Source organism: Photorhabdus viridis (assembly GCF_040256935.1).
GTDB classification, from domain to species: Bacteria; Pseudomonadota; Gammaproteobacteria; order Enterobacterales; family Enterobacteriaceae; genus Photorhabdus; species Photorhabdus viridis.
Genome location: NZ_JBEJZY010000014.1, coordinates 1 through 21,623, shown reverse-complemented (window position 1 = coordinate 21,623; position 21,623 = coordinate 1). Strand labels below are relative to the sequence as shown.

Genomic DNA, 21,623 nt, shown 5'->3' with positions numbered 1-21,623 from the left:
AAGATTATCATTTTTACGACGCAATAAGTAATTTATCGTTTTTCATGCCATTTGAAAGCGAAGGATTATAGAAATTTTTACTTATTCAAGTAAGATCACCTATGCTTTATCTGAAAGTGATTAAAGGTTTTTAAAAGTGGACAAAAGATCCGATGTTATACTGACATTAGAATAGAAAACAGGTTTTACTTTGATTAATAAAGTGACCAAATAGACAGCATTAATTCAATAACAGGAATGTGAGGTTATATCAAAATATTTAACAGGATTAACCCGATTAAGAAAATTTTTTCAAATAAAAGATTTTGCATGGTTGCAAAAAGTTTACTGGAAATCAGGGAAAATCATTAAAGAAAGCGGATAAGTCTTTAGGCTAACCTGATTAGTTGTGACAAATGAAAAAAATGGTCTTATTGATGTTTAAATACCCGTTTAACCTATAACCTTTCTGATAAATTAATTCGCCAGATCTTTAACCATCATTGATGCGAAAACACCCCCTAGTTTTTAAAATGGGTTTGTCAATAGCTTGGGAAAGGGCAAGTTCTCCTGTTTTTTATGCCTGAAAACGTACATAAAATGTAGCGATTTCCTATACCTATAAAGATGTAATAATGTGATGTAACAACAAAAAAATTGTATAAAATACCATCTATTATGATTTAATTGGTCAATTCCAACGTCTTAGATCCCAAAATTCAAAGAACTGCGTTTTCTTCTCTGGAAAGACTCCTTATATTCACATGTTTTGTATTTTCTTAATATTATAGCAATGGTGGATAAGATATCACCGGCGCTAATGGAGTCACCATGGATGCTTCTGAATCTTTAACCCCAGCCATTAAGTCAAATTTTTCAAATAAAAAAGGCTTAATCATTCTGGCTGCTGATATTGTATTGCTGTTTATTCTGCTCAATGTCCTACCGTTTGGTGAAAAAGCTAATGCGGGTTTGGCACTGCTGGTATTTGTTGGCGTGCTGTGGCTTACCGAAGCTATCCACGTCACTGTTACTGCGTTATGTATTCCGCTTCTGGCGGTTGGCATGGGATTGATGAATACGGGAGACGCATTGAAATCTTTTGCTAATCCTATCATCTTCCTGTTTTTTGGCGGTTTTGCACTGGCAACGGCACTGCACATACAAGGATTGGATCGACTGATTGCTAACCGTCTGCTGTTGGTTGCCCGTGGACGTTTTTCTGTCGCTGTGATGTTGCTGTTTGGTGTTACTGCCGGCCTTTCTATGTGGATTAGCAATACGGCGACCGCCGCGATGATGCTGCCATTGGTATTGGGTATTTTGTCTAATCTGGATGTACGCACTGAGCGTCATACTTTTGTATTTGTATTGCTGGGTGTTGCTTACAGTGCAAGTATTGGTGGTTTAGGCACGTTGGTTGGTAGCCCGCCGAATGCGATTGCCGCCGCTCAACTGGGTATCGATTTTTTCAGTTGGATGAAATTTGGTATCCCACTGGTTGTTATTCTGATGCCAATGATGATCGGCTTAATGTATCTGATGCTGCGTCCGAATTTGAATCATAAATTCGACATGCAGCTGGAAGAACTGGATTGGACGGGTAAGCGATTGATTACCATGCTTATTTTTCTGTCAGCTGTGTTCTGCTGGATCTTTAGCTCTGTGATTAGTTCTGCTTTGGGTGGCGTGAAAGATCTGGATACCATTATTGCAATTGGTGCTGCTATTTTGATTAGTATAACCGGTGTAGCGAGTTGGTCCCAGATTCAGAATAACACCGAATGGGGTGTGTTGATGTTGTTCGGTGGTGGTTTGACGTTAAGCGCCATTCTGAAAAATTCAGGCGCCAGTGAGATCATGGCAAACGGCATGGCTGCTACTTTCGGCGCAAGCCACTGGTTTGTGATTATTGTTGCGGTGGCGGCGTTTATCATTTTCTTGACTGAATTCACCAGCAATACAGCAAGTTCAGCTCTGCTGGTACCGGTATTTGCAACAGTTGCGGAAGCATTGGGTATGCCGGTGATGACTCTGACACTGATTATCGGTTTCGGTGCATCTTGTGCCTTCATGTTGCCGGTGGCAACACCGCCTAACGCCATTGTTTTCGGCTCCGGTTATATCAAACAGGTTGAAATGGTGAGAGTCGGTATAGTTCTGAATATTGCCTGTATCGCTATCATTTCGTTGTTTGCTTGGTTCTTCTGGCTGTAACTGAAAATTTACTCATATCCCTCTGGATACAATAACTATTCAATATCCCCATCAAATGTACGGTGGGGAAATAAAACCAGAGGGCGAAGATTCATCGAGAAAGATTTGTCGAACGCATTAGCCAGAAATCTAATATTGTCAATGTAAGGCCAATGACCAACCCGACGGATAGCACGGCCATTGCTGTGCTTGAACCTCCTGCGACTAACCCAATAGTGGCTAATGGCACTAAGCACAAGATCCCCAGATTATTAAATGTTTCTGCAAAGGCCAGAACCATACCTTTGCTAGGGCCTGCTCGTGTTGCCAAAACGACGGTACTTGCAGGCGCTCCAACGCCCAGTGCGATACCCCAGAATATTAAACATCCTAGAGAACTTGAGAGCGTAAGCGGAACAAGCATAAAAACTGAGATCACACCAGTCAGTAGCAAACTGACCAAAACCAAAGTTACTTCTTCTCGACCGCAAAGCTTACGAAGCCAACCAGCGGATAGATTACCTAACCCTAAGCCAACACCAAAGGTTGCAACAGTCAAACCGATTTCAGTGGGGCCAAATTCATACCGTTGACGTAAGACTTCTCCAGACAAAAGAAAAGCAGAGACACCGGCGCCATTCCATGCCCCTTTTGCAATGAGCGGCCTGACAACCGACCATTGCCGAAACCAGACTAAGCGCTGGTTTGTTGGCTTTAGAGGCACATTTTTTGATGGAAGGCAGTAGATCCCGATGATGAATGTAACGACACAGCCGATTGAGCTAACTAAAAATGGCGCTTGCCAATTTATTAAATCTGTCAATATCCCAGCTAAAGCTGGACCGAATGCAATGCCAAAAGTCATACCAATCATAACGATACCCATCGCACCGGCTTGGCGATTATAGGGAACGATATCGGCGATCAAGGCAAATACTGTCGGTATGATCACCGCAGATGCTATACCGCCAAAAATCCGCAGTACGATTGCGATTTCAAGAGTGGGGGCAAGAATGATAGCGAGGCCATCTGCGGCAAAAAACAGCAGAGAACCTAGAAGTAATCTGCTTCTGTTAATACGATCTGAAAAATATCCAAATATAGGTGCTGCCAGAGCGTAGGAAAATGCATAGCTGGATACCAGCCAGGATGCTCCGACCACAGTTGTCCCGAAGGCGACTGCAAGAGGAGTAAGCATGGACGACAGCATAAATTCGGTCGCGCCGACGAAGAATACGATGACTGAAAGGATAAATAAAAACGTATAGCTTGTATTCTGCCTTAAAGTTGATGGATATTGAGTTTTGCTGTTCATAAAGTCAATGTGGCTCCGTATTTCTATGGGTTTGTTTCGTATATTTCTTGCGATTAACATGCTATGAGTCTGGTGGGCGCAGAAAAATTGCTTTAAAAATAATATTAAGGGAATTAGATTTTCTACTCTAAATGCTATATGCTAATATTTGGAGTGCCAGTCTGGAGATATACTGGAATTTAATTTTAGTATTAACCAGTATCGTTAGTTGTTATATCAATTCAGTGAATAAGGAAAAGAGATGAAATTTTTATCATGTATTTTGCTATTGGGTTTAGCTTATATTCCCATTTCTTTTGCAGAAACGCCAGTAAAGGATATTGATCAAAAAACTCATGTAAATAAAAAGGGTGCTTTGAGCAAATGTACGGATTTACTGCCTAAAGGGCATTCATACACAATTAGTATTGTTGGGAAATCAGATAGAACAACAGAACATGCAAATGGTCAGTTTAAAGGGAAATTTGACGTATCTGATGAAACAAAAAAACCTTTAAATGAAAAAAGAAGTGAAGAGGTAAAACCTTTTATTCAATGCGTAATAGATACTGCACTGTAATCTGAAGTTTGTTTAAAATTAAAATACCTGAGACACAATCAGCTTTTTTGCAAATATTTAGTTTGTGGAAATCCTCAGGTATAATTAATTTAAAAGAGTTTTATTGTAAAATTGATGCAAAAGATGAGTAATGAAATTATTTCTATGATTCGATATTGGGAGTGTTAGAAATTCTGTGATGAGACACGAGGCTGTTCCTGTGATTATTTCACCCAATAAGTTGAAATTATAGTGTGATGAAACCTACTGCCTCACCAGCAGGAGATCATAAAAATTTGTGGAGCATTTATGTGACAGCAGCTAAAGAAGCCACTTTAACGTATAAGTATTCATGGGCCGATAATGGGTAATAGTCCGGTTGAGTTGTCTATTTTACCGCTAAATAACTCAAGTGCCCCACAAATTTTTATGCTCTCTATGTGTTTCCAGTGATCAGATTTGAGTGATTTCTTATGTTTCTTGTCCCAGTAAAAGACTCATGTCAAAGCCTGTAATCCGAAAGCCTAATTCTCTGTAAAGGCTTATAGCTCGATGATTATCAGGTGATACTCTTAGTTCTAACTCTTGAGCCTTTTCAGTGAGTAGCTCATCTATGAATGCGCGGATAAAATGCTTCCCTATTCCCTTACCCTGAAACTCCGAGAGCAGTATGATGTCTGACAAAAATGCTGAGTTATCTTCAAGGCTAAACCAAATGTAGCCCACCGCTTGGCTCTCTAGTTCGTAAATTCGGAAATATTGATTTGGTGTGTTGATTCCTTCTGACAGAGTAGTTCTAAATGAATGTAATGCTTCTGTAACCGCTTTTTTTCGGCTGTAGAGGTGGTTTTCCATTAGATCTTCAGCATAATCCTCTAAGGACTTCTCCGCCCAAAAATCAAACTCATCGTTTCGCATAGGCCGGTAAGCTACTTGCCTGATTATTTCTCTGTGTTTTGTTACCAAATCGAATCTCTCACTTTCTGTCTGAAGCGTAATTCATGGTTAAGTGCCGTTTTATCGGGGTTGCACGTGGGTATTGTGATTAATAACTTCAGAGGAATTTTACCCCTAAGCAGCGGAACTATGGAACTGTTTTTTTTGCTTTTGCGAGTCAGCGGCTTAGTAGGAGAGCATAAAAAACCGTGGGACATTTATGCAGCAATCTTTTCTGTCCAGGAATGCTCCGTTTCGTCACCTAATTTTATGCCCGGGTACCAATGCTCAAATTGGGTTTTCAAATCATCATTCAGTACGGCTGTACGGGGCTGGATTAAATAATGCGCACCTTGCTGATTCCATTGCATCTGCTGCTTTTTCACCATCCGTTTAGCAATCACTTCATTATTTATTAAAAAATCCGGCTCAAATGTCGAAGCAAGTATAAAAGGCAGGGTTGCAGAAAATTGCAGTTGATATGATAAGTTGCAGCTTATATAATAGCAATATAAGTTATAGATTATGGGGGAAAGGCTGATTTTGTGGACTGTCATTTTAAGCCAGCGTTTTGATACTTGGCTGCATGAGCAGGAAGATGGCTTACAGGAAAAAGTGCTGGCCGATCTGATGAATCTTGAGACTTACGGGCCAAAACTTTCCCGGCCTTATGCTGATACGGTAAAAGGTTCCAGGCACAAGAATATGAAGGAATTGCGCATACAGTATGCTGGCCGTCCAATTCGTGCGTTTTTCGCGTTCGATCCGAAAAGACAGGCTATCGTGTTGTGTGCAGGTGACAAAAGTAACGACAAGCGGTTTTATGAAACTATGATACGTGTGGCTGATGATGAGTTCTCAGCACACCTGGAGGGCAAAAAATGAGAACGTTACGTGAAACCATTGCCGCTCGCTCTGCGGAAAGTCAAGCTCGTATCAGAGAGATGGCGGATGAAATGATCCTTGAAACTGGCTTACAGATGATGCGGGAGGAACTTAAGTTGTCGCAGAAGTCTCTGGCCGAAGCTATGGGAATCAGTCAGCCTGCGGTGACTCAGATAGAGCAGCGTGGCAATGAAGTGAAGCTGGCTACCCTTAAACGTTATGTCGAAGCTATGGGAGGAAAACTTAGCCTGACTATTGAGCTTCCTGATGGTGGCGGGCGGGTATTTCATATCTGATTCGGAATACAAATAAGCCAACAAGGAGTTGTAAGCCGGAAACCGCCAATATGTAGAGCACATATGAGCTTTTTGTATGAAAATTTTTTGTTGGCTTATAATTTCAACTAAATGTAACGGCTCGCATTTAAAAATGCTCGGACTCGCAATCAGCGCAGATTTTGGCTTGAATTAACTGCAAATGAAAAATACCTCCGGCTTAAACCCTTATGAGGCGGCGTTAGTGTCTCATCGATGTATGTTTTAGGTGTAGACCCAAAAAAGATAACCAGCCTGTGCGGAGAAGATAATTTCATTTTCAGTTAATGTGAGCCGAATGAAATGAAATGCGAGTAGCTACAGTTAAGTGTATAGCTGTTAGTTATACATTTGCTATAATGACTGTCTACCCATTTGCTATACAGGTGATTTATGAGAACACAACCTAAAGAAACTCCAATTAACATCCGGGCGAAAGCCTTTCAGCGGGAGCTTATTGACCATGCGGCAAACCTGCATTCAAAGACCCGCACTGATTTCATTTTGGACGCTGCCTGCCGTGCAGCTGAAGAGGCCATACTCGATCAGCGTCACTTTTTCGTTAATGAGGAAAAATATCATGCGTTCATGCAGATGCTGGAGCAACCGCTTTCTGATAATGCAGGTTTTAAAAAACTCATGGGATATAAAGCACCGTGGGAATAAGCGCACCTGAAATATTAACGGCTGAACATAATATCAATAATTTTTATTGCCAGCGTGAAACATTAAACGAATGGCTTTTGCGCTGGGCTTTAAAAAATAATAAGCTTGGCGCGAGCCGCACATTTGTTATTTGCAAAAAAGGCACAAAAGACGTTATTGGTTATTATTGTCTAAGCGCTGGCTCAATTAATCATATTGAATCTACACCATCACTTAAACGCAATATGCCAGATCCTATCCCTGTGGTGCTTCTCGGTCGTCTGGCTGTCGATGTGAAGTATCAGGGGAAGAAACTAGGCGCACTGCTTCTCCAGGATGCCTGGAAGCGTGTCGCCAGCACGGCGGAACAAGTGGGCATTTCAGCTATAATCGTCCACGCAATTGATGAAAGCGCCCGATCGTTTTATACGCGTCTTGGCTTCACCCAGTCACCGTTAGAGCCATATACACTGATGCTTCCATTAGGCCCAGTGAAAGCGAAGCTATAAAATACGCCATTTTTCATTTGCAGTTAGCGTGAGTCCGTAACGATTTTCATTTGCAATTAATTTGAGCCGAAAAACCGGATAAATGCGAGTCCGGTCATTTTCGATTGCGAGCCGTTACAGCTAATAGCGGGCATTGAAATTACGTAAAGGTCAATATGTTCAACCGCAAGAAAAAGTCATATCACCTGCGGCGATGTTTTATCATTTACTCAAACGTTCATCGCTAACGCGACAGAACCACTTTTGCACGAACTGTTGCCAATTACCCTGCCGAAATTAGATCGAACCTATAATTTGGATCGATACACAGGCTGGCCTTATCATTGTTGATGCCAGTAGTGCCCGTAGAGCTGAAGATGTTACTGCATTATTGCGTAAAACCATTGGTTCTTTACCTGTTGTCCCACTAACAATGAAAAAACCAGTTGAGTTGACACTCACTGAATGGGTTCGCTCCGGGGAACCACCTACCAGTCTTATGTTCGGTAATGATGTCACTCTGAAAGAGCAGAATGACGATATTAATCGCGAAGATTTTGCACAGCGTTTTGATGCCGATTTTGTCCTTTATACCGGCGAATTAATGACTCTTATGAATACGATGATCACAGACCTTGGTGGTGAGGCTGAATGCGAGTCAAACGGTGGCGAGGATAACGAAGAGGCAGGCGACACATCCTTTGATGATGCGGCGCTTCAACACTGGCTCTCTGGTGAGGAAATCATAGAAAGCAGGGCGAGGGGGGCTCGCAGATCAATACCGCCGTGAAACAGATGTTTCAGATGATGCAGCAGAACATCGCGTTGGTAGAGCAATCCATTGCCAATACGACCGTTCGGCTGAAATTCAGCTCACGCAATTGCATCTGCTGTGCGCTGAGAATTGCCGCTATTTTTCATTCGGCCAGTGCCATGAAGGGGCATCCAGTATCCCCTGCCCCTTGATCCGGGTTTGCCCCAACTCTTTTTCTAGCTCAATCGTCTGGCATTCGGGGTCGCGTGTGAGCGAATGAATCAAGCGGTTGGCATGCGAAATTACCCAAATTTGCGTATGCTGTGATGCCTGTATGATTAGCCTCGCAAGCGCCGGCAGTAGATCGGGATGCAGACTGGTTTCCGGCTCGTTTAGCACCATAAGCTCAGGAGGGCGGGGCGTTAGCAGCGCCGCAATCCAGAGAACAAATCGCAATGTGCCGTCAGATAACTCAGCCGCTGAAAGGGGGCGGAGCAGTCCCTTCTGGTGAAAAGCCAGCGAAAAGTGCCCGTCATTGTGTGTCAGCACTTCCAGCCGAGAGCCTGGAAATGCATCATCAATGGCTACGGCAAGCGCCTCTCGGTCACCAATTTCCAGAATCGTCTGGAGCGCCGCTGCCAGATCGCGTCCATCTTGATGCAGCACGGGGGTGCGGGTGCCTAGCTGTTCCTGGCGAGCTGGAGCATCTTTATCGGTGCGGAAGTGGTCGTAGAAGCGCCAGTTACGGATCATTTCGCGCACATGGAAAACCTCAGGGGCAGCGGCAGGATCGGCCAATTGATCGAACATGCTGTCATAGACAGGAATATGTTGCGTCGCCACTCCCGTCCCGCACGAATTTTGATTAGGTTGCCTTTGCGCTCAACCAGCGATGAGGCAGGACGATAACAGGGCCCGTTAAAAATGGACTCAATCTTAATTTCAGGATCGCGTGAAAAAGCGGAACTACTGGGCGTAGGCAGCCCTAGCGTAATCGCATAGCCAAAACTTTCGCTGGCAAACCCCAGTTTGAGGCGCAGTGTATGGTTACGACGGACTCCTTCGATAGGTGTATCACCGCGGTGCATACCAGAAGAAAGCATTTCCGGACCAGCCCAGTAGGTAGATGCCAAGCCACCTTCTTCCGCCAGGGAGTTAATCACGCCACCTTTTGCCGTTTCAGCTAATAGGCGCAGCGCTTTATACAGATTGGATTTCCCGCTGCCGTTTTCACCTGTAATAACGTTCAAGCGACCCAGTGGCATAGTAAGATCGCAAATAGAGCGGTAGTTGGCGATGGAAAGGGAAATCAACATGTTCATACTCTCACTGAGGTGATGTGATTAAACGCGCCGTTCGCTGACGCTATACCTGTTTTATGGCCTGATTTTTTCCTGCCTCTGACGTTTGGTAAACCCTTGTCCACTGGTTTTTTCCTCTCTTTCTTTCGCTGGAGACCATAAAAAATTCTGGGGCACTTATGCCGCAGCCGCTTCTGCCCAGTAATGTTCCATTTCGTCGCCTAATTTTATGCCCCGATACCAATGCTCAAATTGGGTTTTCAAATCATCATTCAGTACGGCTGTACGTGTCTGAAGTAAGTAATGCGCACCTTGTTGGCTCCACTGCATTTGCTGCTTTTTCACCATCCGTTTGGCAATCACCTCATTGATCGTCGATTCAACAAATGAAGAAGAAATGGGTTCACCATAGCGGTACATTTCACCGTAATTCGGGATCATCATGCGGTTATTTTCAATATAGGTAGACATTTCATCGAGATGTTTTGCCAAGGATTTTTTATTTTCATAGTGCAATATGTTCTCATCACACATCGCTGCACAATCATCCAAGTGTTCTAATGCCTTCATCACATTGCCATGCATTTTGTACGAGTTAAAGCCTCCAGTAATTCTGCACCAAGTTCCGGGGCGTTTTTTGATACTCCTTTGGCATATTGTTTGAGTACTGTCAGACGCATCGTGATATGAAACCAATCCAATATGTGCTGCGATTCGGGGTACAGGTTAAATTGCAGATCCCTGAGAGATCTGAATAATATAGTGAAAAGCCGCTAAAGAGGTCCCACCTGATAATCTGAATCGGCGCCAGACCATAGGACTGATACCCCGAAGAGCGACTTTCACGATATAAATTTTCATGGTGAAATATCGGACTTAATAAGTGCACTTAGTTGTTCATTCTATCGCCGATTTAACACTGTGCCCCACGGTTTTTTATGCTCTCTAGAAGAAAAAATGGCAGCGAGCAGTCAAGCGTTACACAAGTGCAATATCCTATACATTATAACAATATATAGATATAACGAAGAAAAGATAAATAGAACCCTTTACTGAAGGTTCATACACTTCCATAAAAATATTATCTAATGATCACATAAATCATTAGATAATGAATCACTACTATAAAAAAACAAAAACTTGGCAGACCATAATATTAATTTAATAAAAAATAGCCCATAGGTTTATAATATCTTGGTGGAATATAAAGATCGTAGCCATTTTCTTTACAAAGTAATCTTAATTCCACAACTGATCCAACAGAAAATTTCTCATAGATAAATTCAAAGTATTTCTCCACAGTACGGCATGAAATATCCATTTCGACTGCTATATCTTTATTACTGAGGCCGCAGCAAAACAGAAAAATAATCACCCACTCTTTCGCACTTAATATATTATTTGGTGGCTTAAACTTAACAGGGGTAAACATATGGTATTTAATATAATGAGCCATTGCAAAATATTCTATTTCTCTTGCATGGGAAGCGACACCAATACATTGATTATTTTCATCCATTAATGGGAATTTATTATAAAAATAAGCTCTAAATCGTTCACCTTTTCCAAAAGGGTAAATCCCTATAGATGAGATTCGCTTCATCTGTGTTAAAACCTTACGGTCGTGCTCTTCAAACAAATTGGCAAAATGATGAAATGGCGTCAATAATTCTTTTTCAGAATACCCAATAACATCAAAATCTTTAGGGAGTTTGTTAACTTTAATAAATGCCCTGTTCGCATAAATTAAACGAAATTCTCTATCTTTTACAAACCACAGTTCAGAGCTTCTATCCCACATATTTGTTAGCTGATGCGTAATTAAAGGAAAATTTTTGCATCTCGATTGATTCATATAAAGCAGTCCTTAAAGCATTATGTTTCATTAAATTATTTAATATATAAATGCATGCCCTTGCTGGTAATAATGATCCCAATTTATCATAAATAAAAAATAATTGAAAATACGGTATAATAGCAGGTAAAAATAAACATAATCGATAAGGATTACGCGTTATATTCCTTCTGCATCGGTTAATTAGGTATTCAAGATAAGGTTACTTCATGTTAATACGATAGACAGAGTAACCAAAGAATACAGGGCGCTAATATAATAAGAATTTTTCGGGCACATAGCGATCAAAATTATTGATTCGACAGTACTCTTCTAATTGAAGATGGGAGTTAATGTTTATTTTATGATATATCCTGATCATATGGTTTTCAATTGCACTAGAGTTAAGATTCAATATTGTTCCAATTTGCTTTTTTGTGTATTTCTGTAAAAAAAAGAAAATAATATCCCACTCACGTTCAGTAAAAAAATCTGTCGGCGGTTGGAACAGAATGGATGGGGGGAGTTTATCATAATATTGATACAGATAGGATAATGAATAGTCTTTGGCTTTCCATACATGAATAAGGATCCCAATGCATTTATTTTTATCATCATAAATTGGAAATTTTTCCTGGAAATAAGATGACATAATTTTCTCTTTCCCAAAAACATGAGTTTCAAGTGAACATATTCTTTTATTTTTTTCCATCACTTTTCTATCATGTTCAATAAATTCTTTTGCAAACCCAGCGCCATCCCAGGGGAGTTCATCATCATAAAGCCCCTCAAAATCAAATGAGTCTGAAAAATTCTTGAGAGACTTTAATGCTAAGTTACCGTAAATAAAACATGAAGAACTATCTTTTATTCCCCACGGTTCATTGCTTAATTCCATTGTGTTGATAATCTGAGGCGATATCATATAGTTCTTCTTCATAAAAAGCCCGTTATAAAGGGTTAAATAAACATTTTGCTTTCTGGATGCACAAATCTTTCTGGTACATAGAGATCAAAATCATTAAGGCGACAATATTCCTCCAATTGATAACAGGAGTTAACGCCGATCTTTTTATATATCCGGAATACATGGGTTTCAACAGTGCGATAGGAAATATTCAATATCTTCCCGATTTGTTTACTGGTGTATTTATGCAAAGAGAGAAAAATAACATCCCACTCCCGTTGTGTGAATAAATCAGTTGGCGGCTGAAACATAATGGATGCAGGAAGTTTTCCATGATACAGACGAGTCAATGAGAAATCCTGGGCTTCCCATGCATGAAAAAGGAGCCCAATGCATTCATTTTTATCATCATAAATTGGAAATTTTTCCAAAAAGTAAGATGACAGAATTTTCTCTTTCCCAAAAACATGAGTTTCAAGTGAACATATTCTTTTATTTTTTTCCATCACTTTTTTATCATGTGCAACAAATTCTTTTGCAAACTCAGCGCCATCCCAGGGGAGTTCATCATCATAAAGCCCCTCAAAATCAAATGAGTCTGAGAAATTCTTGAGAGACTTTAAGGCCAGATTACCATAAATGAAGCATGAATTTTTGTCTTTGACTCCCCAAGGGTCATTATTTATACCCATAGTATTGACTATTTGCGATGAAATAGTTATCTGATTAGTGTCTTTCATAGTAAAATCCTATTGTACAGTTATGTTAGTGATAAATTTATAATCTGCTACTACCGATAGTAACAAATTTTTCAGGAACATAACGATCTAAGTTATTTTCTTTGCAGAAATCTTCCGGCAGGTTGAGCAGTTGATAAAAAGCCGGATTAGCATAGATAAACTTTGATTGCAGAGCCTTAACCCCCCAAGGTTCATGACTGCTTTCCCACAGATGAATTAATTGCGGATCGATATTATTCGGCTGATTGGTTTTCTTATTTGACATAGAAACCCCTTACTTAGTAAATAATATATTCTTTGAAGGAAAGATTAGGCCACAATAATTTACTCGTCAAAAAACACAATGATTTTATTCTATTTATAAAATAAAAGATGATATTATTTCATAATGAAACTTCTTATTATGGTAACATATAGTTATATTTTTACATGTAAACTAATTTCACTGTCTATCCTATTGTTCATAAATAATACTTTTGAGCAAAATTTCACCGGGTTTTTTAATTATGCAATACCAATCCTACCTGCTCGCATATATTATATGGGCATGATACGCTTACGTGTTCCAATAAGGACCATCAATGACTATTTATGGGTAGACAATATTGAATAAAAAAGAAGATGTAAAGCCAAAAATATTTTTTTTCTCAAATTTGCGAGAAACTACTCAATGACAGATTCATACGAAGAAAAAACCACACAAAAAGGTAAAAAAAATAATAAGCCAGATCGCATGATCATTGACGATAGGGTCACCCATTTTGGTCAGCGTTTACGTGAAGCCATGCAAGATGAACCCACCGCCAAATTTGCCCGGCGTTGTGGTCTGTCCGATAAAGCGATATGGAACTATTTGGACGGCTTAACTTACCCATCGATTGATAAAGTCGCTGCGCTTGCACACGCCAGTAATACGTCAATAGAATGGTTAATTCTAGGGATCCACGATGATAGAATCACTCATTTCGGTCAGCGTTTACGTGAAGCCATGCAAGATGAACCCATCGCCACATTTGCCCGGCGTTGTGGTCTGTCAGAAACAGCAATTTGGAACTACTTAAACGGTTTAACTTATCCATCAATTGATAAATTGGCTGCACTTGCACACGCCAGCAATACGTCAATTGAGTGGTTAATTCTAGGCTTAGACCGGTCGAATTCAGCTTCATGCTCCGATGCGGATAAACGCAAACAAAAATTAGACGCGATGACGCCGGAAGATGCAAAGTTGTTATTGAGCAAAATTTTCGACGTGATATCAATATATAAATAACATTGCGCCAGATATAAACGCTCTCTGTACTCAATCTCTTTTTAGGGGATTTTTAGGCGCTGAATAAAGTAAGCGTACTATTCTACCCATTACCTTAAATAAATTTTTTTATTTTAGCAGTGCATAACGATTGAGTAATTGATTGAACCGGGTATCAATTTGCTGGCGCAATGCCGGGGAGGTCGTGCCGCTTTTTTGTTGTTCGGCCAATTGGCGCAGCAATTCTTCCAATGGCGGTGTCCTCATCAACGGTTGCTGAATGCCAAATACCATCGATTTCAATTCAGAGCCGGTGAGATAATGACCGCGTTTTTTGTCCAGCGCATCAAGCTGGGCAGCCAATTGTTGCAGCCTTAATTGGGCCAGATGATAATTTTCCAATTCAGGGACAGGCAACGCCGTGGCTTCACGTTGCTGTTGCCACTGTTTCGCCATCTCCTGCACCGTTTGGCTGGCCGGCCACAATGTTTGCAGTTGGTGTAATAACCGCGCCCCGTATTCCCATCGCCACAACGCAGGCAGCGCATCTAAACTGGCCAGCCTCTCCCGACTGGCTGCCAGCGTTTCATCCTGCAACCGGCTCAACAGTACCGCGTTGTCCGGGTGGCGTAACTCCGCAAGCTGCGTTGCGGGCAACGTCCCAGGCAAAGGTTGCGTGGTCGCCCGCAGGGCCTGCGCCAACGACGGAGCTTGCCGCATTTCATTCACTCCCCAGACGCCGGTCACTGCCAACACGCACAATACAACACCCGCGACAAAACCGTGCCAGGCTTTCCAACGGGGTACAGCCCGAACCACATTGCTCTGGGGGGAGACGCCAGAGACAGTTTCACGCACGACATATATCAGTTGTGGCTGAAGGTGTTCTGTGGGCGTCAAAATAGCATGATCCCCAGGTTGTACGGAGGAGACCGAGACAACAGGCATCATCCCCGTTTCCGGCTTCAGACGCGCTAAGCGTTGAGCGTTGTTGTGAAGCCACAGGCGGAGGCTATCGAGTTGACTCACATGTTTCAGTTCCAGATGTTGCAACCCTTCGCACAACTGCTCAAGGGTCTTTTCTGCACGATAAATCAGCGGCAGATCGATATAAGAGAAAACGCAGGTTCGTAATATTTGCCGTAGCCGTGCGGCCAGCCCGGCAAATATCTCAACCCTGATAGGGGTAGATTGAGGCCAGAATTGCAACCATTGATGGGTCACTAGCCCCTCAATCAGGGTCAATCCTTCATGAATACCCGCTAATCCGGCACGATGTGCCCGGGCCAATGTGTACCAGGCGGCACTTTGCAGTTCTACACCGTTGACCTGAAATAACGTCAAACAAAGCTGTTCAACTCTGGCCCAATCAACGTCAGGTCGTGCCGGATGACTCAGTTTGCTCATTTCGTCTTTTAGCGCATTGAATTCAGGTTGTGTCCGGGGATCATCCCCGGTATAGACAATATTTTCAGTCATCACTTTATTTTCATCTAAGTTTGTTGCTGAAATCAGCGTAATAGGCAGTCTACCGCAGATTAATCTATCCGCCCTTGCTGGCGCAGATGGCGGATCAAGACTTTCCTTTCCGGGACAAATTCGGTGTTAAAATGCACCCGCCCCACCCCTTTTAATTCGGCGTGGATGTCATAACGCAAACGCGCCGGTTCGATCTCCGGCAATAACGTGACACTGACCTGCTTCAGGCGGGGTTCATAGGTCAACAGCGTGTGTTCAATCGTCGAGATCAAGCGCTGTGACGACGCGGGTAACCCTTGCAGGATAGTGCTGAGATCAGGCAGGCCATAATCCGGCAGATGGGTCAGCGAACCTGCCCGGCAATTGAGGATACACTGCATATTGTCCAGTACCGACAAAATCACCTGGTTTTCTTCGCTGACCTGATGCAAATCCAAACCGCCGCTAAAATTGCCGAAAAGGCATTCATGCAGGGAAGGCTTGTTAATTTTCTTTTTCATTCAACTTACTCCTTTTCAGGCAACAGCGTCAGGCCGCCGGCATTCAACTCAATCGTGCGGGGCTTATCCGGTAACAGCGCATTGCGCCTGATGATGGCGCGCCAGGTCGCCCCAGCTAAATCGGGGCGTCTGAACAGGCCCACCACGGCGACATATTTCGTTTGCGCCGCCATCGGCATATTGAACGAGGCATGTCCCCCGGGTTTGACTACCACCTCGCTGCTCGCCAGACAATCGGCGCCGAATACACGGTCCCCGTTCGCCAGTACATCCGCATAATCCGCCTTTTCCAACGTTTTGTTATCCCGCAGTTGATAAACCCGGACCAGCGCAGGGACGGACAGGGCAACATGTTCACCACCATCCGTGTTGACCGCTGCCCGGGGCGTAAAATCCAGCCGTAATGTTTTCACCTGCCGATGAAAAAGGGCTTGCGTTACAGATACCGTGCCATCCGTTACGGTCTGAGTCAGACCGCAACCGGTCAGCAATAAGGTTATTGCCGCTATCATCGGCACGGCTTTATATAAAGGCATAGTTAACATCGTGTCCTCCTGTGTTTTGATGATTATTCGGCGGTAGCCCCTGATAATCCCCCAGATCCACCGTTATTTTGTCAGGGACCGCTCCCCGATTATCTTCAGCTTTCAGCCCTAACACCCCGGTCAACCCCAGCTGAACCGGCTTATTGCTGCCCAACACCGGTACCGGTAATATTCGGGTCTGAAGGGTCAATTGCAGCCGGGCGCGGTACCGCCAGCCCAGATAAACGCGCAGCAACACCCATAAATCCGTCTGCAATTGCCCGCCCGGCAGCCAGTCCCGCGCTTCCGCCGGGCAGTCCGTATGCAGCGCCAGCAATAACTGGCTGTTGATATCCGTGCCGATCCTGCCCAGCACAGTACGTTGCGACAGGGAAATCGGCTGCGAGTCTGAAAAACCGGCCGGTTGCATCAGAGGGATCTGCCGCGGGCAGGAGGGCGTCACCACGACACGGGTCTGCGGCGCCAGCAACGTCACCAGCGCCGATACCCCTTCCGCCGTCCGGGTCGGCAGACGCATCACACTGAGCAACGCCAGAAAACGGGAGGCCGGCGTGGTAATCTGCTGCTGACTGCCCGGGATGCCCAAGCCAATCAGCCCCAGTAAACACTGCGATGTCTGGTCGCTGCCCCCGGCGGCAAATGTCGCCGGGTAGGAGTATTTACGCCAGATACGGTAAAACTGGGTGAATATCCGGTGATTAAACATATCCAGAAAGGCTTCAACCGCGTCATGCCCTTCCCGGTGTTGAGCGATATCGTTCAGGTAAGCGGTCGGCAACGGGGAATCCACGCCGTACAGCCCCAGAAAGGTGGTTCTGGCCGTCGGTGGACGATCCGGATGGCGACTGTCCGTTTCCATCGCTTTCAGTTCACCAACAGGGAACCCCATCCCCGGATGGGGCCGGAAACGTATCACGTCATCGGCGGGATTATCCGTACTGCCTAGGGGGAGCCGCTCCGGGACCCTGCGCTCAATTGCCTGACAGAACTGATAGAAATTGAGCGTCGAAATATCGGCTTTCAGCATGGACATTAGCCGGGAATGTACTGACTGTGTTTCTCTTGCCATAACAAACGTTCCCCTGTGGGTTGTAAGATCAGCGTCAGCTGGTTAAACAGATGGATATCGGTGTACAAGGCAAAAAAGCGACTGAGCATCTCCCCGAACAGACAGATATCCCCGGCCCCTGAAAAGCCGTTGCTGTCCAGCGTGACTTCAATGTGTACTCCCCGTTGCAGGCACCCCTGCTCAAACCGCTCGATAAGCGTATGTTTCACCGCCACAATGGCTGCCAGACGGCGTGCGTTCATGTCATCATCGGTCCAGTCGTACAGCGCTAGCGTCCCGCGCAACACTTCCGGGTTATCCATCAAACTGAGGAAATTGGAGCCGAGATGACTGAGTACCCGCCAGTGAAAGCGATCCCGGTTTGGCGGATAACACGGCAATGTCGGTTCACACAGATTACGCACGGTCAGTCCTGCCAACGGGGGAGAAACCGCCGTATCCAGCAGCGTCTCCTGCAATGCCCGGCGGGGCAGTTGCCCATTGGTGCCGGTCATCGTGAGTGACAGATTTTCTTCTTCGCGCGATCCCGCATTATTATCAACCGCCTCCCCGCCCAGAATCAGCCAGGTGTCGTACAAGCCTGACGGCCCCCGTTTCACCCGGGTATGGTAGTAACGCTCCGGCGCGTCATGGCGCAACATACCGCCTTTGTGGCGGAAACTACTGAAGGGCACATACGCATGGTGCTCACTGCGTTTCGAGGAGACCACCGCATCCACCGAATAAATCTCGGTATGTCCGTCCTGAAGGCGCATCGGGTGCAGCAAATACTCCGTTTTCAACGGTGACAGCGGCAACGGATCGGATTCCAGCGGAAACAGATTGATCACCGGGGCGCAATGCAAACGGATATGCTCCGCAGAAAACGGCCACTCACTAGGCCAGTTTTCACGCAGCACTATATCCAGCTCAAACCACGGCGTTCTGTCGGGAATCGTCAGCTTTTCCAGCCCGCAAAGCGTGACAAACATGAATTTCTCGCGGAAGGTAAAATACTCCAGCAGCAGCTGATAACCACTGAACGCACTGTCCCCTTTCGGCCACAGCCTTTCCTCATCGCCAAATCCCCATGGCGAGAATCCCCCGTCAAACGGCTGGCGGTCAGGCTGGCCGGGCAGGCGCAAATAAAGCTGTTGCGTCTGAAGGGTCAATGCCCGATGTAACGCACAGGCCAGCGGACTGTCCGCACTCAGATACAGTGGCAAACGGCGCAAATCAATCTGGCGCCAGTCCACCAAAGTTCCACACGTAAAATGTAAGCGAATGACAGCACGGCCATCCGGTTCAGCCTTAAGGCCGGCGTCAGTCAGCGCCATTGGCAGCAACTGAACCGCCTGGGTGGTGGTATAGCGACATCGGGTCCGTTGTGGGCCGATCGGTTGCGAAAGCACCTCAAAGCCCTTTTTCACCTGCACCGGATTTTTCAGCTGTTGCAACTGTGCCCAATCCGCGCCCAGTTCGACAATGGACAGTGAAGGGATAGTGCGCAGATAATGCGGCCACAGCAAACTGACCAGCCCTTCCGTCAACTCCGGCAAGTCATCATCCAGCTTCTCGCGCAGGCGGCCCATCAGAAAGGCAAAGCCTTCAAACAGACGCTCCACATAGGGGTCGCGTGTGCCGACTCTGTCCAGATTGAGCATGGCCGCCCGGTCAGGATAGGCTTTTGCAAACTCTTTGCCCGCTTCGCGCAGGTAGCGCATTTCTGCCTCGTAGTAGCGCAGGATTAAATCATCCATTGGATTGTCCTCAAATAAATAGTTCAGAATAAATACCGTGACGAGGGTAAAACAGGTCGAACGGGGATAAGATTGCCCGGCGGTGTTCCAAATCAGCTACACAACACCGCCGCCCTGATGGGATCAATTGCTACCAATTCAGCCAGCAATGTCTCTCTGCGTTGTGCCGTGTTCGCCTTATCGTGTTCACTGCGTTGCGCTTTCATTCGCAATAACTTAAGCAGACACGCTTTAACTTCAAACATCAGTTCCGGCTCCCATTCGTCAAGACTGAATGGCCCATTGGCATTCAATTCCGCCAACAAATGCAGGGCCATGTCAGGCTTGCCGCATTGTTCAGTCACCCGTGCCATCAGCAAGCGCTGTAACCAACGGTGGCGAACCCCCTTTATTCCCGGCAGCTGCCCCAGCCAACGCAGCGCAGCCTCCATGCCTTCACTGTCCGCCAGTTGTAATGCCTCCGGCTCAAGGGATAAAATGTCATCATCCGGCCGGGATGGCATCGGCCTGTGCTCAAACTGCCAATCTGCCTGATTGGCGTGAACTTGTTGGGTTATCCAGCCGGCGGTCACTTCATCGGCAAAGGGCGTGCCGTCGTTATAAGCCATATTTTCCAGCCCCGGCAGCCGCTCAAGCAGGCTGCTCAAGTCCTGTTTAATCATGTCGGCCCACCCGTCATAAGGGCATCCCAATGGCTTTAACGCCTGACAAAGGTACCACTGTAAATCCAGCCAGAAATGATTGACGCCTTCCGTAAATATCTGATCAGCCTGTTCTAACAGCTCACGCCAATGCTGTTGCCGATAGAGCCGTTTTAGCTGAACGCGGTATTCCGTGCGGGGCGGGGCTAGCCGGGTCAACCCGGTGACATCCTGTGGGGGCAACTGATGCACGGTATCCCAGCGGATACTGCGCATCAACCGGGCTGATGCGAGCCAGCCCTGGGGTTGATCGCGCAGATAACGCGCCAGTTCCCGGGCCTGATCCAACAGATCGCGCCCGGATTGTATCGGGCGCCATGCGGTCGGCGGGAGGGATACCGCAGAGGGCGGCATTGGCGCCGCCGTTTGGGGGACGACCGCCTCCACGCCGCCCGATTGCGCCAACCGATTTTCCAGTGTTCCCGCCAATCCGATAAGCGCTGGACGGGTGTCTTCATTCCAGGCGGCAAAGACCTGTTCCAGTAACGCCAATGCAGCCAGAATGCGCTCAAAGTCAGACCGATCCACCTCGGGATAACGTGACAGACTGTCCTGAATTTTAACGCCGGTCAGCCACTCGAACGCCGCTTTACGACTGTCCACCCGGCAGGGCAGCAACGCCTCACCAAAACGTTCGGCTAATGCGGCTAACAACGCCAGCCCGTCTGCCAGGCCACGTTCGCCATCCTGATGCAGACGCGCCCACACATAATAGGCGGCTACACGCACATCTTTACATTGGGTGGTCAGCAGCTTTTCCGCCAGTTCGCAGATCAGGGCCGTATCAATGCCACTGAGTTTATTGACCTCTTCGCGCATACGCTGAAAATCGTCGTTATAGACCGGATCATCACCAACAGGCGTCCCGGCACTGATGGGCAGCAGCCAATTTTCCCACCGTGCGGTGTTTTTCCGTGCTTCGGCCAGCGCATCCCGTCCGGAAAAGCAGCTTGCCAGGAGTTGTTGCAACATTATTCTGCCTCCCCATCATAGTCATCGACCGGTGAGATGACCGGGTCATCCCCCGGTGTCGTGTCAAAAATCGCTTTCGGCAACGTAAATCCCCGCAGTTTCAATAACGCCAGCGGCCCGCTGCCCATTTCCGTGCGTAATATCCAGGTTATCGGTAAACCATCCGGCATCATCCATGTCAGCCGATAGCGGCTTTCATCCAGCTTTTCCGCCTTCGCCTGTTCCAGCCAGCGAATGAGCCCCCAGGTTCCCGAGTAATCACCAAACAACCGCGCCCCGGCATTGACACTGGTCCAGGTCAGCATCACCCCCGGTTTATAGGTCTCTCCCGGCCAGCGAAAACGCTGCCAGCTTTCCATCTGGTTGAAGTAACGCAGTGTCTGCCCGTCTATCGTCAGGTCGGTTTCCACCACATCCCGCGCTGCTCGCGCACGCAGTTCAAACCGCAGCCCCTGACTGCCGTCTGCAAACAGCACATCCGATAACTGACTGAGCTGATTGACCGCGTTCAGGAAACGCGGGTTAAAACGCAGC

The 21,623-nt window shown here is 45.8% G+C and carries 23 protein-coding genes and 3 pseudogenes; 8 read left to right on the top strand and 18 right to left on the bottom strand.

The features are described from left to right. Nucleotides 1-810: 810 nt before the first annotated feature. Entirely contained in the window at nucleotides 811-2,196 is a 1,386-nt protein-coding gene (locus ABR397_RS07620; RefSeq protein ID WP_350305201.1) for a DASS family sodium-coupled anion symporter, read from the top strand. Nucleotides 2,197-2,287: 91 nt separating this feature from the next. On the opposite strand, the gene ABR397_RS07615 is transcribed toward ABR397_RS07620, so the two are convergent. Then, nucleotides 2,288-3,490 (bottom strand): MFS transporter, encoded by a 1,203-nt coding sequence (locus tag ABR397_RS07615; protein ID WP_350305200.1) that lies wholly within the window; start codon nucleotides 3,488-3,490, stop codon nucleotides 2,288-2,290. A 241-nt stretch (nucleotides 3,491-3,731) separates the two neighbouring features. Between ABR397_RS07615 and ABR397_RS07610 the strand changes: the two genes are divergently transcribed. Continuing rightward, entirely contained in the window at nucleotides 3,732-4,049 is a 318-nt protein-coding gene (locus ABR397_RS07610) for a hypothetical protein (RefSeq protein ID WP_350305199.1), read from the top strand. 450 nt (nucleotides 4,050-4,499) lie between these two features. Here the strand turns inward: ABR397_RS07610 and ABR397_RS07605 are convergent, their stop codons facing one another. After that, nucleotides 4,500-4,946, bottom strand: coding sequence for a GNAT family N-acetyltransferase (locus tag ABR397_RS07605; RefSeq protein ID WP_350305198.1), 447 nt, complete (start codon nucleotides 4,944-4,946; stop codon nucleotides 4,500-4,502). 236 nt (nucleotides 4,947-5,182) lie between these two features. Next, nucleotides 5,183-5,374 (bottom strand): annotated as a pseudogene (locus ABR397_RS07600) (ISKra4 family transposase); the annotation flags it as partial. Between the two features lie 115 nt (nucleotides 5,375-5,489). Between ABR397_RS07600 and ABR397_RS07595 the strand changes: the two are divergent. From ABR397_RS07595 to rdgC, 5 genes and pseudogenes are all read left to right on the top strand, one after another. Further along, nucleotides 5,490-5,849 (top strand): type II toxin-antitoxin system RelE/ParE family toxin, encoded by a 360-nt coding sequence (locus ABR397_RS07595; protein WP_350305197.1) that lies wholly within the window; start codon nucleotides 5,490-5,492, stop codon nucleotides 5,847-5,849. Beyond that, nucleotides 5,846-6,145 carry a helix-turn-helix domain-containing protein gene (locus ABR397_RS07590; RefSeq protein ID WP_350305196.1) on the top strand — a complete coding sequence of 100 codons (300 nt, stop codon included), beginning with the start codon at nucleotides 5,846-5,848 and terminating at the stop codon, nucleotides 6,143-6,145. The genes ABR397_RS07595 and ABR397_RS07590 overlap by 4 nt, the downstream gene beginning before the upstream one ends. Nucleotides 6,146-6,556: 411 nt before the next feature. Next, nucleotides 6,557-6,829 (top strand): type II toxin-antitoxin system TacA family antitoxin, encoded by a 273-nt coding sequence (locus ABR397_RS07585; RefSeq protein WP_021324395.1) that lies wholly within the window; start codon nucleotides 6,557-6,559, stop codon nucleotides 6,827-6,829. Continuing rightward, nucleotides 6,820-7,317, top strand: a complete 498-nt coding sequence (locus ABR397_RS07580) for a GNAT family N-acetyltransferase (protein WP_350305195.1) — start codon at nucleotides 6,820-6,822, stop codon at nucleotides 7,315-7,317. The genes ABR397_RS07585 and ABR397_RS07580 overlap by 10 nt, the downstream gene beginning before the upstream one ends. A 322-nt stretch (nucleotides 7,318-7,639) precedes the next feature. Beyond that, nucleotides 7,640-8,086, top strand: a pseudogene (rdgC, locus tag ABR397_RS07575) (recombination-associated protein RdgC); the annotation flags it as partial. A gap of 120 nt (nucleotides 8,087-8,206) precedes the next feature. Here the strand turns inward: rdgC and ABR397_RS07570 are convergent. The 8 genes and pseudogenes from ABR397_RS07570 to ABR397_RS07535 form a co-directional block, all read right to left on the bottom strand. Then, nucleotides 8,207-8,893, bottom strand: coding sequence for an AAA family ATPase (locus ABR397_RS07570; RefSeq protein ID WP_350305194.1), 687 nt, complete (start codon nucleotides 8,891-8,893; stop codon nucleotides 8,207-8,209). Next, nucleotides 8,800-9,315: an AAA family ATPase gene (locus tag ABR397_RS07565; protein WP_350305193.1), complete on the bottom strand. Its 516-nt coding sequence runs from the start codon at nucleotides 9,313-9,315 to the stop codon at nucleotides 8,800-8,802. Before ABR397_RS07565 ends, ABR397_RS07570 begins: the two co-directional genes overlap by 94 nt. Before the next feature lie 213 nt (nucleotides 9,316-9,528). Beyond that, nucleotides 9,529-10,100: pseudogene (locus ABR397_RS07560) on the bottom strand (ISKra4 family transposase); the annotation flags it as partial. Beyond that, complete coding sequence (locus tag ABR397_RS07555) at nucleotides 10,078-10,167, bottom strand: hypothetical protein (protein WP_350305265.1); 90 nt, start codon at nucleotides 10,165-10,167, stop codon at nucleotides 10,078-10,080. The gene ABR397_RS07555 and the pseudogene ABR397_RS07560, both read right to left, overlap by 23 nt. A gap of 340 nt (nucleotides 10,168-10,507) precedes the next feature. After that, a complete protein-coding gene (locus tag ABR397_RS07550) occupies nucleotides 10,508-11,206 on the bottom strand; it encodes a helix-turn-helix transcriptional regulator (RefSeq protein ID WP_350305192.1) in 699 nt (232 codons plus the stop codon). A gap of 250 nt (nucleotides 11,207-11,456) precedes the next feature. After that, the gene (locus tag ABR397_RS07545; protein WP_350305191.1) at nucleotides 11,457-12,125 is read right to left on the bottom strand and encodes a PAS domain-containing protein; all 669 of its coding nucleotides are present in this window, start codon (nucleotides 12,123-12,125) and stop codon (nucleotides 11,457-11,459) included. A 20-nt stretch (nucleotides 12,126-12,145) separates the two neighbouring features. Next, nucleotides 12,146-12,832 (bottom strand): helix-turn-helix transcriptional regulator, encoded by a 687-nt coding sequence (locus ABR397_RS07540; RefSeq protein ID WP_350305190.1) that lies wholly within the window; start codon nucleotides 12,830-12,832, stop codon nucleotides 12,146-12,148. A gap of 37 nt (nucleotides 12,833-12,869) precedes the next feature. Further along, nucleotides 12,870-13,097: a PAS domain-containing protein gene (locus tag ABR397_RS07535; protein WP_350305189.1), complete on the bottom strand. Its 228-nt coding sequence runs from the start codon at nucleotides 13,095-13,097 to the stop codon at nucleotides 12,870-12,872. A 405-nt stretch (nucleotides 13,098-13,502) separates the two neighbouring features. Between ABR397_RS07535 and ABR397_RS07530 the strand changes: the two genes are divergently transcribed. Continuing rightward, on the top strand, nucleotides 13,503-14,105 hold the full coding sequence (locus ABR397_RS07530) for a helix-turn-helix domain-containing protein (RefSeq protein WP_350305188.1): 603 nt from the start codon (nucleotides 13,503-13,505) through the stop codon (nucleotides 14,103-14,105). A 108-nt stretch (nucleotides 14,106-14,213) separates the two neighbouring features. Here the strand turns inward: ABR397_RS07530 and ABR397_RS07525 are convergent, their stop codons facing one another. From ABR397_RS07525 to ABR397_RS07495, 7 genes are all read right to left on the bottom strand, one after another. Further along, nucleotides 14,214-15,563, bottom strand: a complete 1,350-nt coding sequence (locus ABR397_RS07525; protein ID WP_350305187.1) for a VasL domain-containing protein — start codon at nucleotides 15,561-15,563, stop codon at nucleotides 14,214-14,216. A gap of 59 nt (nucleotides 15,564-15,622) precedes the next feature. Beyond that, nucleotides 15,623-16,063 carry a type VI secretion system baseplate subunit TssE gene (tssE, locus tag ABR397_RS07520; protein WP_350305186.1) on the bottom strand — a complete coding sequence of 147 codons (441 nt, stop codon included), beginning with the start codon at nucleotides 16,061-16,063 and terminating at the stop codon, nucleotides 15,623-15,625. A 5-nt stretch (nucleotides 16,064-16,068) separates the two neighbouring features. Continuing rightward, a complete protein-coding gene (gene tssJ, locus ABR397_RS07515; protein ID WP_350305185.1) occupies nucleotides 16,069-16,608 on the bottom strand; it encodes a type VI secretion system lipoprotein TssJ in 540 nt (179 codons plus the stop codon). After that, nucleotides 16,586-17,677: a type VI secretion system baseplate subunit TssG gene (gene tssG / locus ABR397_RS07510; protein WP_350305184.1), complete on the bottom strand. Its 1,092-nt coding sequence runs from the start codon at nucleotides 17,675-17,677 to the stop codon at nucleotides 16,586-16,588. Before tssG ends, tssJ begins: the two co-directional genes overlap by 23 nt. Continuing rightward, entirely contained in the window at nucleotides 17,641-19,416 is a 1,776-nt protein-coding gene (tssF, locus tag ABR397_RS07505) for a type VI secretion system baseplate subunit TssF (protein WP_350305183.1), read from the bottom strand. Before tssF ends, tssG begins: the two co-directional genes overlap by 37 nt. A 92-nt stretch (nucleotides 19,417-19,508) precedes the next feature. Then, nucleotides 19,509-21,089 carry a type VI secretion system protein TssA gene (tssA, locus tag ABR397_RS07500; protein WP_350305182.1) on the bottom strand — a complete coding sequence of 527 codons (1,581 nt, stop codon included), beginning with the start codon at nucleotides 21,087-21,089 and terminating at the stop codon, nucleotides 19,509-19,511. Then, the coding region (locus ABR397_RS07495) for a type VI secretion IcmF C-terminal domain-containing protein (RefSeq protein WP_350305181.1) at nucleotides 21,089-21,623 on the bottom strand (535 nt) is incomplete at its 5' end. The genes tssA and ABR397_RS07495, both read right to left, overlap by 1 nt.

Bases quoted from the DNA above. Each gene is read 5' to 3' on its own strand.
- ABR397_RS07620 (WP_350305201.1), top strand. From the start codon at position 811: ATGGATGCTTCTGAATCTTTAACCCCAGCCATTAAGTCAAATTTTTCA.
- ABR397_RS07615 (WP_350305200.1), bottom strand. From the start codon at position 3,490: ATGAACAGCAAAACTCAATATCCATCAACTTTAAGGCAGAATACAAGC.
- ABR397_RS07610 (WP_350305199.1), top strand. From the start codon at position 3,732: ATGAAATTTTTATCATGTATTTTGCTATTGGGTTTAGCTTATATTCCC.
- ABR397_RS07605 (WP_350305198.1), bottom strand. From the start codon at position 4,946: ATGCGAAACGATGAGTTTGATTTTTGGGCGGAGAAGTCCTTAGAGGAT.
- ABR397_RS07595 (WP_350305197.1), top strand. From the start codon at position 5,490: ATGGGGGAAAGGCTGATTTTGTGGACTGTCATTTTAAGCCAGCGTTTT.
- ABR397_RS07590 (WP_350305196.1), top strand. From the start codon at position 5,846: ATGAGAACGTTACGTGAAACCATTGCCGCTCGCTCTGCGGAAAGTCAA.
- ABR397_RS07585 (WP_021324395.1), top strand. From the start codon at position 6,557: ATGAGAACACAACCTAAAGAAACTCCAATTAACATCCGGGCGAAAGCC.
- ABR397_RS07565 (WP_350305193.1), bottom strand. From the start codon at position 9,315: ATGCCACTGGGTCGCTTGAACGTTATTACAGGTGAAAACGGCAGCGGG.
- ABR397_RS07555 (WP_350305265.1), bottom strand. From the start codon at position 10,167: ATGGTCTGGCGCCGATTCAGATTATCAGGTGGGACCTCTTTAGCGGCT.
- ABR397_RS07550 (WP_350305192.1), bottom strand. From the start codon at position 11,206: ATGAATCAATCGAGATGCAAAAATTTTCCTTTAATTACGCATCAGCTA.
- ABR397_RS07545 (WP_350305191.1), bottom strand. From the start codon at position 12,125: ATGAAGAAGAACTATATGATATCGCCTCAGATTATCAACACAATGGAA.
- ABR397_RS07540 (WP_350305190.1), bottom strand. From the start codon at position 12,832: ATGAAAGACACTAATCAGATAACTATTTCATCGCAAATAGTCAATACT.
- ABR397_RS07535 (WP_350305189.1), bottom strand. From the start codon at position 13,097: ATGTCAAATAAGAAAACCAATCAGCCGAATAATATCGATCCGCAATTA.
- ABR397_RS07530 (WP_350305188.1), top strand. From the start codon at position 13,503: ATGACAGATTCATACGAAGAAAAAACCACACAAAAAGGTAAAAAAAAT.
- ABR397_RS07525 (WP_350305187.1), bottom strand. From the start codon at position 15,563: ATGACTGAAAATATTGTCTATACCGGGGATGATCCCCGGACACAACCT.
- tssE (WP_350305186.1), bottom strand. From the start codon at position 16,063: ATGAAAAAGAAAATTAACAAGCCTTCCCTGCATGAATGCCTTTTCGGC.
- tssJ (WP_350305185.1), bottom strand. From the start codon at position 16,608: ATGTTAACTATGCCTTTATATAAAGCCGTGCCGATGATAGCGGCAATA.
- tssG (WP_350305184.1), bottom strand. From the start codon at position 17,677: ATGGCAAGAGAAACACAGTCAGTACATTCCCGGCTAATGTCCATGCTG.
- tssF (WP_350305183.1), bottom strand. From the start codon at position 19,416: ATGGATGATTTAATCCTGCGCTACTACGAGGCAGAAATGCGCTACCTG.
- tssA (WP_350305182.1), bottom strand. From the start codon at position 21,089: ATGTTGCAACAACTCCTGGCAAGCTGCTTTTCCGGACGGGATGCGCTG.